13 protein-coding genes are annotated in these 14,846 nt (G+C 39.7%); 12 read left to right on the top strand and 1 reads right to left on the bottom strand.

The features are described 5' to 3' along the window. Nucleotides 1–573 precede the first annotated feature (573 nt). The 8 genes from T344_RS0109335 to T344_RS0109300 all read left to right on the top strand — a co-directional run bounded on the left by T344_RS0109335 (nucleotide 574) and on the right by T344_RS0109300 (nucleotide 7,930). Complete coding sequence (locus T344_RS0109335; protein WP_242842049.1) at nucleotides 574–1,518, top strand: DNA adenine methylase; 945 nt, start codon at nucleotides 574–576, stop codon at nucleotides 1,516–1,518. A 279-nt stretch (nucleotides 1,519–1,797) separates the two neighbouring features. Further along, nucleotides 1,798–2,124, top strand: coding sequence for a hypothetical protein (locus T344_RS27930; protein ID WP_027628479.1), 327 nt, complete (start codon nucleotides 1,798–1,800; stop codon nucleotides 2,122–2,124). Between the two features lie 147 nt (nucleotides 2,125–2,271). Continuing rightward, nucleotides 2,272–2,847: a DNA cytosine methyltransferase gene (locus T344_RS27925; protein ID WP_242842048.1), complete on the top strand. Its 576-nt coding sequence runs from the start codon at nucleotides 2,272–2,274 to the stop codon at nucleotides 2,845–2,847. A 144-nt stretch (nucleotides 2,848–2,991) separates the two neighbouring features. Continuing rightward, entirely contained in the window at nucleotides 2,992–3,429 is a 438-nt protein-coding gene (locus T344_RS0109320; RefSeq protein ID WP_027628478.1) for a hypothetical protein, read from the top strand. Between the two features lie 234 nt (nucleotides 3,430–3,663). Next, complete coding sequence (locus tag T344_RS0109315; protein WP_242842047.1) at nucleotides 3,664–4,590, top strand: conjugal transfer protein; 927 nt, start codon at nucleotides 3,664–3,666, stop codon at nucleotides 4,588–4,590. 18 nt (nucleotides 4,591–4,608) lie between these two features. Further along, nucleotides 4,609–4,938: a TcpD family membrane protein gene (locus T344_RS0109310; protein WP_027628476.1), complete on the top strand. Its 330-nt coding sequence runs from the start codon at nucleotides 4,609–4,611 to the stop codon at nucleotides 4,936–4,938. Between the two features lie 15 nt (nucleotides 4,939–4,953). Further along, on the top strand, nucleotides 4,954–5,427 hold the full coding sequence (locus T344_RS0109305; RefSeq protein WP_027628475.1) for a TcpE family conjugal transfer membrane protein: 474 nt from the start codon (nucleotides 4,954–4,956) through the stop codon (nucleotides 5,425–5,427). After that, on the top strand, nucleotides 5,417–7,930 hold the full coding sequence (locus T344_RS0109300; RefSeq protein ID WP_242842046.1) for an ATP-binding protein: 2,514 nt from the start codon (nucleotides 5,417–5,419) through the stop codon (nucleotides 7,928–7,930). The genes T344_RS0109305 and T344_RS0109300 overlap by 11 nt, the downstream gene beginning before the upstream one ends. Nucleotides 7,931–8,049: 119 nt before the next feature. On the opposite strand, the gene T344_RS0109295 is transcribed toward T344_RS0109300, so the two are convergent. Continuing rightward, complete coding sequence (locus tag T344_RS0109295; RefSeq protein ID WP_027628473.1) at nucleotides 8,050–9,222, bottom strand: IS110 family RNA-guided transposase; 1,173 nt, start codon at nucleotides 9,220–9,222, stop codon at nucleotides 8,050–8,052. A gap of 262 nt (nucleotides 9,223–9,484) precedes the next feature. Here T344_RS0109295 and T344_RS0109290 point away from each other — a divergent pair, with 262 nt between their 5' ends. From T344_RS0109290 to T344_RS0109275, 4 genes are read left to right on the top strand one after another with little or no spacing between them, the layout of a single operon-like run. Continuing rightward, the gene (locus T344_RS0109290; RefSeq protein WP_027628472.1) at nucleotides 9,485–11,860 is read left to right on the top strand and encodes a CD3337/EF1877 family mobilome membrane protein; all 2,376 of its coding nucleotides are present in this window, start codon (nucleotides 9,485–9,487) and stop codon (nucleotides 11,858–11,860) included. Further along, on the top strand, nucleotides 11,857–12,819 hold the full coding sequence (locus T344_RS0109285) for a M23 family metallopeptidase (RefSeq protein ID WP_051571717.1): 963 nt from the start codon (nucleotides 11,857–11,859) through the stop codon (nucleotides 12,817–12,819). The genes T344_RS0109290 and T344_RS0109285 overlap by 4 nt, the downstream gene beginning before the upstream one ends. Nucleotides 12,820–12,855: 36 nt before the next feature. Next, nucleotides 12,856–14,166: a hypothetical protein gene (locus tag T344_RS0109280; RefSeq protein WP_154669434.1), complete on the top strand. Its 1,311-nt coding sequence runs from the start codon at nucleotides 12,856–12,858 to the stop codon at nucleotides 14,164–14,166. Beyond that, nucleotides 14,151–14,843 (top strand): CpaB family protein, encoded by a 693-nt coding sequence (locus tag T344_RS0109275; RefSeq protein ID WP_027628469.1) that lies wholly within the window; start codon nucleotides 14,151–14,153, stop codon nucleotides 14,841–14,843. Before T344_RS0109280 ends, T344_RS0109275 begins: the two co-directional genes overlap by 16 nt. Nucleotides 14,844–14,846: the final 3 nt, after the last annotated feature.

Here is a 14,846-nt window from a genome sequence, read left to right as displayed (position 1 = left end):
GAGACTTTTCCAAAGAGACCACCCTGCTTTTTTCAATTTCAGAAAACAGAATCAAATCCAGCAGAAGTTTCTTTTGATAGTCTACATGAGAGTTCCAATTACACAACATTAATATAGCCTCCAAAACCAGTGTTATGGCAATTAATACCATACGCTGTGGTTTTCAAATTTTTGGAAGCTAATGTCAAGGTGTACAGTAACCATATATGGTTACTACTGGTAAATGTTGTTGGAAAATTTAAAGTAAAAAACTGGAGAATGTTAGAGGTGCGAGAAGAAAATTGCATCTTAAAACATAGAGCTCGAAAGCTATTGGAGTTTTCGAGAGTATTACACTATTAGTAGGGGGAGAAGAGATACCTATAATAAATTAGTTAACGCTCAAACGTGTCTAGAATCGATAGTATTTCTATCTAATAAATATCTTAAAACAAACAATGATTACAATTTGAAGGATGACAAAGAAACGTTATTAAATGACTACCTACAAATAATGATTATGCGAGATACAATTTAAAACCATAGATAATATCAAGGATACCGCACATTAAGAAACTGAATGGCGGTTTTTCTATGTCCGCAGTTCAGCCGCAAAGTAAAGCTGGGACTGCGGATTTGCCGGAAATGCAATTAAAATACCGTAGTAGGGTGAGTGTTGAATATGAACATAGTAAGAGTATTTTTAAGAAGGAAGGTGGCAAGTTGAATGCGGTATTAAAGTACCCGGGAAGTAAGTGGAGCACATCAGAATGGATTATTTCTTTCTTTCCGGAGAATTACGAAAAGCTTACATACGGAGAACCCTATTTTGGGTCTGGAGCAGTATTTTTTAATAAAAAACGTTCTGTGATAGAAACTATCAACGACATTGATGGAAATGTGGTAAATCTTTTTAGGGTCATAAGAGAGTATCCGGATAAGCTGGCTGACTTGATTAAAAATACCCCATGGGCGCGCCAGGAGTATAAAGATAGTTACGAACAGACTGGTGAATCCATAGAAGATGCTCGCAGATTCCTTGTCCGTATGTGGATGGCCATAGGCGCAAAAAGTTCAGACATAACAGGATTTCGAAATATAATCAAGGGAGTTAACGGGAATATTCCACATTGGCATAATAGACTTCCAGGCCGGATTATTGAAACGGCAGAGAGACTGAAACATACTGATACTTGCGTAGTACAGATTGAGAATCAGCCGGCGACAAAACTTATTGAAAGATACAATAGGGAAAATGTCCTGTTATATATAGACCCTCCATATTTGCTATCTACAAGAAGTAAGAGGATATACAAGCACGAAATGGCTGAAAAGGATCATTTGGAACTTTTGAATTTGCTTAAAAATCACAAAGGAAAAATTATTTTATCCGGTTACGATAACGAAATATATAATAACATCTTAAGTGAGTGGCACAAGGAGAGCATTAACTGCTTAAAAGAAGCAGGATTACAAGCGACGGAAACTCTCTGGATGAATTATCAACCGAACAACAGGCAACTTGATTTATTTGAGTAGTTAGAATGTATAATAGTGAACAACATGGATTTGATTCTGTACAAAAATATGCGGGTGAATGGAACATATAAGTTCCATATCGTAAAGCTTTTGGACACTTTGAATTCACTAAAAATTCCCGACTTTTTGGAATTGCTTTGACAGAATGGCAAGTCAATAAATATCGGGATAGAATAGTGAGAAATTTGACATTGACACCTGAATAGTGTGGTAAAGATTGAAACTTTTTTGATTTCGAGATATATTTTAATTACTTCAAAATATTGAGAGGTATTAAATATGTATGAACAATTCGAAATTCAACCATTGAGATTATTAGCTGGATGGACTGTAGAATTCAATGAATTTTATCAATGTGACTTTAATAACTGTCCTAATTTTGATAGTTACTTTAAAGAGGATTTACTTCAACTGTCTAATAATAGGTTCAATCTAGTTATTGACTTAGGGTGGTATGGAGATATAAATGGAACATATAAATTATATCTAGTTAAAAACTATAATTGGGAGGAGCCATTAGAAGTTGTATCAACAAGAAATCCTGCAATAGTTATAGAAAAAATCGAAATATGGTCCAACTATTATTACTTTAAAAAATATTTATAGTTATTATACACACCGCACATTCGGTTAATCGGATGTGCTTTTTTATTGCACAAATGGGGTCTATTGCGAATTAATAAATTAAATTGAATCGTCGTAGGTAAGCTTTTAAACGGTGCCGGCCTTTCCGACGGGAAAGGACTATGACGAATGAAAATACTAGTTGCTTGTGAAGAAAGCCAAGCGGTGACAAAGGAATTGAGAGTGTTAGGACATGAAGCATATAGTTGCGACATAGAACCATGCAGCGGAGGTCACCCGGAATGGCACATAAGACAAGATGTTTTACCATTGATTAATGGATGGTGTCACTTTTGTACATGCGATGGAAAATTCACTATTTTGGGATCTGCATGGGATATGATTATTGCTTTTCCTCCATGCACATATCTTAGTAATGCCGGAGCAAGGCATTTATACAAAGGTGGCAAACTCAATCAAGAACGATACCTAAAAGGGTTAAAAGGCAAAGAGTTTTTTATGATGTTCTACAATGCGGATTGCACTAAAATAGCAATTGAAAATCCTATTATCAGCTCAGTGTTTGAAATGCCAAAACATACCCAAGAAATTCAACCTTATCAGTTTGGGCATCCGTTTACTAAAAAAACAAGGTTATGGCTTAAAGGTTTACCAGCATTAAGGCCAACAAATATTGTAGAACCTATTAATATCATCATATGGGGGATGCCTGTTGTCAAGGTCGTGACTGGAGACACCGCATAATCCAAGGATGATAATCTGTTTTTCAATTCCCTACAGTAAATTGACTCAATCGTGCGGTAGTATAAATCTTGACTTGGGGTTTCCCATAATATAACATAATAGCAAGTACGTCAAAGGAATTTTGTATATTTTGAAGAGGATAAGATGATTAAACTAAAAAAGACAGTAATTGTAATTTGTATTTTGTTTTCATTAATTATTCTACCATGGTTAATAAATCCTTTAATTAATAATTTAAGACTCTTTTTTCTTACTAAACAACTAATGGACTATACTCTTCCAGCACAAACAGAGGTTCTAGAAAACGATTCTGTATGTGGCAAATTAAATGGGAACGGTAATGGTATGGATTTTTTAACAACAATACTTATTAAGTCAGATTTAAGTTTAGAGGAATTACAAAAACATTATTCTTTCGCAAAAGTCATAGAACAAAAAGGGAGAAAACTTGATAGTCAATATTTAGAACACGGAGAGATATACTATTCTGAACTTAAAGATGTTACAAACTATGAAAATTACTTCGTTGTCATGATATATGATAGTGGACATCCTGCACTTTTTGATATAAGAGGTTCTTAATACTTGTTTTGAATAAAAAGGTTAGTTTGTATATACCGCACATTCAGTCAAATGAATTGCGGTATTTTTTATATCCGCATTTAAGCCGCAATATAAGAAAATAACGACGGAAGGTATTTTGAACATTGAGAACTTATGAACAAAAAATATGTTAATGTTCTCAAATCTAATATATTTTTACACCTGAAAAGGTGTTTTTTTATTGCCATATTCTAAGTGAAAGGAGGTGAAATCGTGAAGATAAAGATAGCAAAATTAAAAAGTACCTTACCTCAGAAAGTTGGCAAAGTCTTGCTTTGGACGCTTGTAGGATTTCTGCTGTTAAGAGGGATGGGATCAATATTCAAGGAGGATGATTCTGTTAAAGCTCAAAATATGATTGATAATTTCATTAAAACCTTTGAATTGAAAAGTGACCTGGAGCAGCAGGGAAAGGCCTTCGCAGAGGGCTTTGCTCTGGAATATCTTTCTATGGAGGGACGCAGCAGGGAAGAATATAAAACCCGGCTTTCAAAATATCTTCAGACCGGTATCGATATAAACACCAAACTCAATACTGATACGAAAACAGAGGCCTTTAGTGCAGCTGCATATAAGATAACCTGGCTTGACGAAACTTCAATGAATGCAGATGTTAAAGTCAGAGTTAAATACTTTAACATAACCGATCAAGCACCGGATCCAATGAAGCAATCTAATTTAGACAGCAATTATAAAATTGAAGATGTTTGCTTGCGGATCCCTCTGAAAGAAAAGGAAGGCAGCTTTGTAGTTTGTGGCTACCCGGCGTTTATTCCTGCTGCTGATAAAGCAGATATGGCAGTTGAAGTGTATTCGGGCAATGAAGTATCAAATGAAGTTAAAAAAACAATATCAGGGGTAATAGAGAGCTTTTTCAAGATATACTATTCCGGCAGCTCAGGTGAGATAAGTTACTATATGCTTGATTCTGCAAATGCGCTTAAAGGCCTTGAAGGACGCTATGAATTTGTGAATTTGGAGGAAATTTCAGTTTATCAATCCCAGGGCAATACCGGTTTTTATGTAATAGCTAAACTATCTGTCAAGGATAGCCTGAATGGTGCTGTGGTTGCGCAGATGTACAGGCTTGAACTTGTCAGAAAAGAGGAACGCTATTATATCAGCAAAATGAATATCTAATACGGGAGGATAATTATTATGAATCAATTAAAAAGAATAATGCCGAGAGTCATTTCAGTAATACTGATAACAGCGGTACTGGTGTTGTTTTCTACAGCAGCTTATGCAGCCGGAGAAACCTCAGGCGGAGGAGATTTTGGAAAGAAGGCATATGACTGGCTGTCCGAACAGGTTCAATGGATTGCACTTCTGGTTGTGGCGGTTATATGCGTACCGTTTATTATGAAAAAGATGTGGATGCAACTGGTGGGATTTCTGGTACTGGCGGCCATAGTGCTATATATTGTTTATACTCCTGAGTCTTTAAAAACATTGGGGTCTACAATATGGAGCAAGTTAATCGGATAGAAAGCGGGCATGAATATGGAGAACGAAAACAGGATCATACTCAGAACCTACAAGTCGGTATGGAAGATTCCCAGAAAGATATATTCAATAGATAATATAAAGCTTTTTGTACCTGTTGATGTTGACCAGGCAATGTACTTTATTGCGAGTCTGGGAATAACGTTCATACTGTTAAATATACTGCCCTTTCTGGGAAACCTGCCGTTTGTGTTTAAGTACATAGCACTTCCATACGGATTAATGAAATTTTTCACAAAGCAGAAGCTTGATGGAAAGCTTCCTCACAAATTCTTCGCCGACCTTGTTGTATTCCTGCTGTCTCCGGGACAGTTTGTGCGATTCAGGACAGCCGGGGAGCTTAAGCTAAAAAATGTCAGATTTTCTTCAAGGATTATTTGCAGATACACACACTATGTAAATAAGACGGAGGAGGCCTTGAATAACAGAATGAAAAAGCTCAAAAAGAAGGGAGGGAAAAATGGTGTTTGATTTTCCGGTTAAATATTATGAAGACAATCTGATTTTCAATAATAGTAATAAGGAATGCTGGGCCTGTTACAAAATGACAGGCTTTAATTATGACTATAAATCCGATCAGAATAAAATCACTATACTGAACAGTCTGGCCAGATTTATCGCAAATATTGGAATAGAGGCCAAGATACTGATAATTCCTACCTCTCAGGATATTGATGAACATTATAAAAATATTATTGGAAGGATGCAGAAAAAAGATGAGCTGTATGTCCGGGCACAGGCACATGCGAAGGGAACCGGTGTTTATTTGAAGGAGAAGGTAGAGAAAAAAGGCAGCAGCAATGACTACGTTGTTTACGTTATTACAAAGCTTAAAAGCAGTGACAGTATTATCAAGGATATAAAAGACGGGTTTGAATATTTTGTAAAAAGTCCCATAAGGTTCATTTCCGAACTCTTTTCAACAGAAACAAGGGAAATATTAAAAAGAGAAATAGAAGCCTTTGCAGCGTTGGCCAATACCTACATGAAAGAGCAGTCAAAAAGAATTTCACTCAAAAAGGCCACGGCAATGGACTGTCAATGGCTCTATAAGAGGATGTTCAGACGGGGCCTTGGAGAAGTAAAACTAAAGAATTGCATCAGAGAGGGTGAGACAGTTTCGTGGAGTCCCTTTGCCGGTATTGTAACACGAAACGGAGAGCTGGCGGTAAGACCGCATACAAAGGATATATTGAATTTAAGCGAGGGACTTCTGGATCATAAGAGTAACAAAAAATGTATCACCATAGAGCATGGGGATGGCAGAACCTCGTGGCAAACTTTTTTAGCGGTCAATCACATACCGGATGGTATAGAATTTCCCGGCTCCGAATGGCTGCTTATTCTTCAGGATTACCCCATACAAACGGAAGTCTGCATCCATATTGAAACGGTTGAGCACAAACAGAGCATACGGAATATCGGTGGGAAAAGAAGGGAGATCCAAAGCCAGATTAAGCATATTGAAGACAATAATGAGGATGTGCCTGATGAACTGGCTGATTCCAGAGAATTTGCGGATGCTCTTGAAGCTGAGCTGAAAGCATCCAGAGCACCGATAACCAGAGCATCCATCACTTTTTGTCTGGCTGCCGACAATAAGGAACTCCTGGAGGACAGGGCAAGCTTCATAAAAGAAGTATACGAGGATTTTAATTTCGTTATAGAGAGGCCGCTGGCAGATCAGCTTAAGCTTTTTATGGAATTTATCCCGGGCGCAGGAAGGTACATGAACGACTATATTCAGCCACTTCCCCCGCGCACTTTAGCCGGAGGGATGATTGGAGCAACAAGGTTGCTTGGAGACACCGAAGGCCCGTATATCGGGACAACCGGTATTCTGGAAAAGCAGGTTTTCCTGTCAATGGGAGCTGCCTGCATGCAGGACAGATCAGCTTCGGCTGCTTTCCTGGGAACACTGGGCGGAGGGAAATCCTTTAATGCAAACCTGCTTCTGTATTTGAATGTGCTATATGGGGGCTGGGGACTGATTTTTGATCCAAAGGGCGAAAGGTCAAAATGGTTAGAGGATCTTCCAGAGTTAAGCGAATATATAAATATTATCACCCTATCGTCAAATACAGAGGACCGCGGTAAACTGGATCCTTTTATTATCTACCGTGAAAACCTGGAGGAGGCAGGGGAACTGGCGCTTAATATTTTGGCGGAGTTATATAAGCTTAACCCCAAGGATGATGAATATCTGGTGGTGCTTGAGGCCATCAAATGGACCAAGCAGCAGGAAAAGCCAAGTATGAGCATGCTTGCCGACAGATTGATGAATTTTCCGGAAGATGATGAATTCCGCAATGTCGCCAGGAGGGTCGGGAGGAGAATTGCACTTCTGCGGGAAGCAGGGATGGCCGGTTTACTTTTTGGAACCGGTGATGAGGAAGGTCTGAATATCAGGAACAGAATAAATATTCTTCAGATTCAGAATCTCGTCATGCCGGATCCTTCCACTCCAAAGGATGACTATACACAGGAGGAAACGGTGTCCACAGTTTTAATGCTCCCCATTGCCAGTTTTGCAAAGAAGTTTGCCATGAGTGACCGCGGTGTTTTTAAAATAGTGCTGTTTGACGAATCCTGGGCACTGTCGTCAACGCAAATGGGTATAAAGCTGATGAATTTTCTTGCAAGAATGGGAAGATCACTGAATGCCGGCTGCATTTTTATCGGGCATTCAGTGAATGATCTGAAAGGCGAGGGGATTAAAAATGCCATTACATATAAGTTTTGCTTTAAGACCACAGAAATAAATGAGGTAAAACGTGTTTTGGAATTCCTTGATCTTGAAATTACAGATGACAACATCAAAGAGGTTCAAAGTCTTGAAAACCGTGAATGTCTGTTTATGGATCTTGACCGTCGAGTCGGCAAATTAAAATTCGATGCTGTATTCGAGCATTTAATCCATGCATTTTCGACTACGCCGGTTGAGAAAGACCAACTATTAAAAGTCAAGTCCTAAAATGAAACTTTTGGAACAAAGTGCAGGAATGGATTTTAGATATTTTTGAACCTTGATAATTGCATGACAAAACAGAGCACCTCAAGGAGCTGCTCTAAAAATAGCTATGAGAAGTTTGACTATACCTGACTAACAAAAGACAGGTTTGTTTTTACCAGGTGGAAGATGACCCGTGTCAGCTTCTTTGCAGCATGGGAAACGGCCACGTTGTAGGCTTTGCCTTCGGAGCGTTTCTTTGCGAGATACAGACCAAAATGTTCATCCCAGCGGCAGACATATTTCGCGGCATTGAACAAAGCATACCGCAGGTATTTCGAGCCCCGCTTTACCATCTTCGCATGAGTGGACGTCATTTGTCCTGACTGGTGGACCGAAGGCTCCAATCCGGCATAGGCGAGCACCTGCTCTGCAGAATCAAAGCTTGTAAGGTTTTCCGTTTCTGCAATGATGATCGCGGCCATTCGGTAAGAAATGCCTGGTATGGTCATGATTGGGCTGTGTAGGGAATCCACAATCGGATTGATTTTAGATTCCACCTGTTCAATCTGTTTTTCCATAATTTGAATTAGCCCAATGGTCTGTTGTAATTCAAGTGACTTCATTTCGCTGAAAGATCCAACAGATACTCTTGCTGCGTTACGGATTTCAACTGCTTTCTCCTTACCATAACGACCTTTCGAGGCACTTACAAGAAGATTTGTAAGGCGGGTAAGATGGCATTCAGCAACGGCTTTGGCATTTGGCAATTCAGAAAGCAAAGTGTAAACAGAAGCTATATGCAGGGATGGAACCAATTTTTCCAATTCAGGAAAGAGAAGGACACAAAGTCTGACATAAGAAGTTTTCAGTCTGGAGCAATCCTGAACGAGGGAAAAACGGTATCTTGTGAGTGACTTTAATTCACGAACGTGATAAGATGACTGTGAGTAGGGCTTTAAGCATTCCGTCCTGAGCATAGTCACAATAGAGTGGGCATCGACCCGATCCGTTTTCGTCTTTCTAAGGCTTAGACTTTTTCTGTAAAGATTGGTATGTAACGGATTGATTACCGTGGTGTGGAGACCTTTGGAAATCAGGAACTCTAGAAGATTATCGCTGTAGTGACCGGTAGCTTCCAGTCCTACTTTCATATTGGATAAATCTGCAGAGCAGGCTTCCAGCTTTCCAAAAAGATCATTAAAACCAATGCGGTTGTTAGGGATGGTGAACGGATCAAAGAGGATCACACCATCAGAATCAATAATCAGGCAATCGTGCTTGTCCTTGGCAACATCAATACCAGCATAAATCATAGCAGTTACTCCTTTGTGCGATATATTTGACACTGCTTTATTCCACAGACCAGTTTGTCGAATGTAACCTCGTGCTAAATGAAACGTCATGCGTTATCCAACTAATTACCAATTGAACAAACGGCTGTGGTTATGGCCTTTCTGAAAACGTCATGCGTTAGGAGCGTGAGACTAATCCACAGCGTCTGTATGAATTATAGCATTTCATCCTTGGAGAGGGATGTAAATAACTACTACTATATAATACGAGGGGCGTGACATAATGCGCAGGAAGCTTATAATTCTGATGCTGGTTGTTTTATTTGCAGCAGTACTTCCTGCCGGCGTTTACGCCGACAGTCCCAGCTCGGCGGCCTTACCCAGGTTGGAAGACCTTTTTGACGGTCAGAATAACGATACTTACCTCCAATACCGTGAAAATTATAAACTGGACTTAAAAGAACCGGGAATGTTCAGTTTTTCGGAGCAGGCGGGAAGCATGGCAAATTCATTTGCAAATGTACTGTTTTATCTTCAGGTTGAATGTGGGTACCTGCTGATAACAATATTTTATTATGCTTTTGAATTAGATATATACGGTATGCTGTCAGGAGTAATGGAGACCTTTGTAGCACAAATGAAAACCTCTCTTTTCGATGAGCTGTCGCTGCTGGCCATAGTGTTCCTGGGTATATATTTTGTCATAAAGGTAGTCCAGGATCAGAAAACTCAGGTATGGGTGGCAATACTACAGACTGCCATAATCGTAGCCATTGCCATGTATTTTTTTACGAGCCCTACCGAGATGCTGCAGCAGGTGGATAAGGGATCAAAGGCGATTTCCACATCAGTGCTTACAGGGACATATAAATCCGTTAATAATGGTGCATCTCCTGATTCGGCAGTAATGGCGGCCTGCAATAATATTTGGTACATCTATGTGCATCAGCCATGGCAAATGCTTGAATTCGGCAATATTGAAATGGCTAAAAGAGAAGAGCAGAATATACTGAAATATTCTCCGGACTCTGAAGAACGGCAGGAATACATTGAAAAGCTTTCAGAGGATGAAGTACATTTTACCTTCGGGTGGGGATGGTCTAGAATCGGACTTATCCTGTTATATTTAATACCTATTCTGGTCATGTTTGCGGTAATTGTTGTACTTAGCCTGCTAATGCTTGCATATCAGGTGCTGACATTACTATTTACCCTTCTTGGCGTATTTGTATTTATTCTTGCACTTGTACCGTTTTTCGGTATGAGGCTGATTCAGAATTGGTTATCCAAAGTACTTGGTTTTGCTTTCATAAAGGTTATAGTATGTTTTGCCCTGGGTGTCATGCTGGCTTTTATATCTTCAATATTCAGCATATCCGACCAATATGGCTGGTTATTAACCGTGATTCTTGAAGTAATGGTTGTTGTGACAATCTTCTGGAAAAGGAATGAGCTTGTGGAGTTGTTTACAATGATCAGGCTTGCGCCTCAGAATCCCTCAATGATTAACCGGCAAATCCGGCGTGATGCCAATGTGGAAGGTAAAATAAATGATTTTATGGGAGCCAGATTAACCGGCTTCAGAGACCGCAAGTCACTTAAAGACAGGGAAAGTAATGCTGAAATGCCGCCTAAACAAAATAAGGCCGATAAAAAGCTGAGCAAAGCAATTCCGGAGAATTCTGACGGCAAAACCGAAAAAGTCAAGCCGGACGGTACGGTTGATAGTGAAAAGACCGGAACAATTAAATCGCGGAATGCCGTCAGTAATGGCAAAACCGAAAAGGCAAGGTCAGCCGGTGCAGGTGATAAAGGTAAGACGGATAAAGTAGGAGCAGCTGGTGCAGTTGTTAAGGATAAAGCGGATAAAGCCGGGTCGGGCGGTACCATCGGTAAGGGTAAAACTGAAAAAATTGAGGCCGGAGTTAAAAGTGTCAAGGCTGTCCACCCATCATCAGAAAGAAAGCAAACCGGTGTGCCGGCGGGGCAGGACTACAACCGTGTGTTCAGCGAAATGAGCCAGGATCAATCGGAAGATAACAATAATTTCAGGCAGCTTATGAAGAAAGCCGAAGAAATTCTCCAAAAACAGTACGAGATATCAAAGCTGGAATCAGAGAATAAGGCCGAAAAACTTAACAAAGAACCCGAGTATTCACCGTTTGTTCAGAAGGTAGATACCAGAGAGGCCCTCGGAGCTCCCAAATTTGATCAAAGGGAGATTATCGCCACAGCCCAAAACATAAAGAGGATATCTGCTTCGGGAGGAAAGCCTGAAGAGCTGCTGCGCCGCGATGGAAAAGGTGAAGCTCAGAACAGGCATGACCGTCCCAGAGATGTTATAAGTCTGGTTGTGAATGGACAGCAGCAATCGCTTGACAGAAATGAGGCTTATAAAATCATTGTCCAGGAGGCATCAAAGGAATATTCACAGGAATTTAACCAGGCTTATGGCAAAAGGTATGACGATAAGTTTTTCGATGGGCTGATCAAGCGGTATGGGCAGCAAAACGTACGTCAGATCATGAATCGAATGAAGGAAATTAAGGAGAAGGAGGGAAATATAAAAAATCCGGCCGGTTATCTTACTCAAAGCTTGAAAAACAAAATCAAGGAAAATAGTGTAACTGCAATAAACAGAGGGGAGGATGTGAAGTGAAACAGAATTCCCCCCGCGTAAAGGAGAAAATTAAAGCAGCAATTGCTAAAAAGGTGATTGCTGCGGCTATAATAGCCATAGTACCGGCTTTATTTATCCTGCTGCTGATGATGTTCTTCATGCAGGGGACGGGAATAAACAAGAATCCTATGGCAATGGCAAAGGGCATCGATATACCGGCTGCTTATCTTACGCTGGCCAGGCAGTCTTCGGATGAAAACGAGATAGATTTTGCATATTTTTTAACCTTATCGGCTGAAATGGCTAAATTTAACCCTGATAAATATAAGAGTGATTTGATTCCGAAGGTACTCGAAAGAGCAAGGACGGGGAGTCCCGCATCACTGAATAAATCATCCAAAACCATATATGACATGTACTCCGGGTATTACAATTATCTGAATGCAAGCCCTATACCAAAGTCAAAAATAACTACCACCAGGACAAAAAGACTTAAATCTGTTAATCCGGAGGAGTATGAATATGAAACAAGCACAACCGAAACTTTTTATAGTTATAGCCATTACGATGACTTTGGAGCTCAGAGAACATTTGGAGGTAACCGTGCTCATGAGGGAAATGATTTAATAGCGAGTGCCGGTGTACCGATTGTATCAATATCGGACGGAATTGTCAGGGACATGAACTGGAATGATTTTGGCGGAAATATAGTAGGTGTGATTACCGGTCCGGACACCTACTTTTATTATGCTCATATGCAGTCATTTAATCCCGACCTGCACGAAGGAGATTATGTCAATGCGGGAGATTTGCTGGGATACGTGGGTAACAGCGGATATGGCCCTCCGGGAACAACCGGGATGTTTGTAAACCATCTGCATTTGCAGATCGGAATTAAAATTGACGGTTTAAAGGAACGGTTCTATGTAAGCCCGTACAATATTGTAACCTTTCTTGATGACTACAGAGTAACAATTTATGAAGAAATCAGCAATTAAATCAGGTGTTACAGACCACTTGGGAAAGAGGTGACGTTGTTGAAAGTAATTCTTGCTACGGGAAGTCCCGGGATTGACAAACAAATTAAGCTTAGTGAAAAGTGTACAATAGTCGACAATGTTGGTGATTTGAGCGAACTGCTGGATTTGCTGAATTATGTGACTGTTGATTCTCTTGTGGTCAATCGCCTGTTGGATGATCAGGAGGGAGTACTGCTGGTAAAGCTGGCACAGGCGGCAAAAGCAAAAAAAATAAATGTTGTGGTATTGACTGATAAAATTGACAGCTACGAAGAAAGACAATTGATCAGCAGTCTGGCAAATCTGTCTGTTTTTGTTTTCAAGACCTTTGACAACCTTTCAGGAAAATTGATAGAAGAAAGTATCTTCAATTATCCTGAAAGATTTGATTTTAGTATTCTGGCAGAGACAATTGTCAAGGAAAAAGCTGTCCCGGTGATAGAAGAAAGAATCGTTGAAAGTATTGTAAATTTCCATAACAAGGTTATAACTGTAATTGGCAATTCGGAGCTTACGGCAGAGCTTTCGGCAGTGGCTGCAATACATTGCAAAAGAAATGTATGTGTTATCGATATTGATTTTCTTGATTCGGCATTGGATTCGAGACTGGGGTTTGAAGGAAAACATAACGGAGATCAAAAATTTGATTCTCAGAGACATATCCTTGATAATGCAGGAACAATCCGGTTGGATAAAGACAGCTTTGAAAGGTACTGTCTTCAGCTGAGGGGAGTACCTGCACACGTATTTTATATTACCTACAGGCATGATAACTATAAAATGTTTTCCGGAAGCAGGATAGACAAGCTTATTGATTTTACATATCGAAATTATGATTTGACTTTTGTAAATGTAAACGGATCGGCTCTTGATAAATTAACCATTGTGGCAATAAACTGTTCCGATTACGCAATAATCAGTATCAGGGGTGACAGGATCAGCAGAAGGCAGGGCGAAAATTATGCTCTCTACATGCAGGAGTCGTGCGGTGTGTCACGTGACAAGCTTCGCTATTTGGTGTTTGAATACGATGAAAGCACCGATGCACCAAAAGGCTATTTCAAAGCTAATATACCGGGTGAATTATTTTTAGGATATATAAGCCGGAATGAAAAGCGTATACGGAGGAGAAACAGCAAGGTTCCGTTTGCTCTAAAAATCCGGGGCAAATACCTGGATGAGTATCTTGGTATACTTCTCATGCTTGGTATTTCAGGCAAAAGAGGAGCAAGAGAACGATTTAAAGAGAAAAAGAATTTATTTTTCAGGCTGCTTAAGTTTAAAACGAGAAAGCTATACAGGAGGGTAAAATGGGTAAAAAGTTAGTAATAAAAACGGTTCTGATATGCCTTGGTATTTTTATAATTATATCCGCGGTTGGCTGGTTTTGCATTTTCAACACTTATAAGCTTGATACCGAACCGGATACAACAGTTTTCGTAGCTTCAACTACAATTAATTCCGGCAGTATTATAAATGAAAGTATGCTTGGGGTTAAAACCATCAAAATATCTTCTGCCACAGATAATATGGTTACCGATATGGGTGAATGCCTGGAATATAAATCTATAGGGCAGATACGGAAGGGGGATTACATCTATAAAAACAACCTCATTCCAAAAAATAAAATCTACTCCGATGATATAAGGGCCATAGTTCTCCCGGCCACCATTGAGGAAAGGCTGGCCAATCTTGTACACAGAGGTTCACTGATAGATGTGATCGTATATCCCGCAGATTCATTACACACCCCTCAGGTGGTTCTGGCAAAGGTAAGAGTTGATGAGGTATTTGATGACTCGGGAATAAATGCTGAAGGAAATGAAATAGGAAGCAGAAAGGGCTTCATCAAGCTGCTCTTAAATAAATCCCAGAGAGAAAGAATATATTCGGCGAAAATTTTCGGCAACCTCAGTTATGAATTATATTGTGATGAAACTCAGAAGCCTTCCAGGGAAGACTATAAAATACCTGAACCGGAGGATCAAACTCCGGAAAAATAATAA

This window comes from Ruminiclostridium cellobioparum DSM 1351 = ATCC 15832 (assembly GCF_000621505.1).
GTDB lineage: Bacteria > Bacillota > Clostridia > Acetivibrionales > DSM-1351 > Ruminiclostridium > Ruminiclostridium cellobioparum.
Note: the sequence above shows the minus strand (reverse complement) of the source record. Positions and strands in the feature narration are given on the sequence as shown.

What these genes read in the sequence shown, in the direction of transcription:
- T344_RS0109335 (WP_242842049.1), top strand. Translation starts at nt 574, where the DNA reads ATGTCCGCAGTTCAGCCGCAAAGTAAAGCTGGGACTGCGGATTTGCCG.
- T344_RS27925 (WP_242842048.1), top strand. Translation starts at nt 2,272, where the DNA reads ATGAAAATACTAGTTGCTTGTGAAGAAAGCCAAGCGGTGACAAAGGAA.
- T344_RS0109275 (WP_027628469.1), top strand. Translation starts at nt 14,151, where the DNA reads ATGGGTAAAAAGTTAGTAATAAAAACGGTTCTGATATGCCTTGGTATT.
- T344_RS0109310 (WP_027628476.1), top strand. Translation starts at nt 4,609, where the DNA reads ATGAATCAATTAAAAAGAATAATGCCGAGAGTCATTTCAGTAATACTG.
- T344_RS0109305 (WP_027628475.1), top strand. Translation starts at nt 4,954, where the DNA reads ATGGAGAACGAAAACAGGATCATACTCAGAACCTACAAGTCGGTATGG.
- T344_RS0109300 (WP_242842046.1), top strand. Translation starts at nt 5,417, where the DNA reads ATGGTGTTTGATTTTCCGGTTAAATATTATGAAGACAATCTGATTTTC.
- T344_RS0109290 (WP_027628472.1), top strand. Translation starts at nt 9,485, where the DNA reads ATGCGCAGGAAGCTTATAATTCTGATGCTGGTTGTTTTATTTGCAGCA.
- T344_RS0109295 (WP_027628473.1), bottom strand. Translation starts at nt 9,222, where the DNA reads ATGATTTATGCTGGTATTGATGTTGCCAAGGACAAGCACGATTGCCTG.
- T344_RS0109320 (WP_027628478.1), top strand. Translation starts at nt 2,992, where the DNA reads ATGATTAAACTAAAAAAGACAGTAATTGTAATTTGTATTTTGTTTTCA.
- T344_RS27930 (WP_027628479.1), top strand. Translation starts at nt 1,798, where the DNA reads ATGTATGAACAATTCGAAATTCAACCATTGAGATTATTAGCTGGATGG.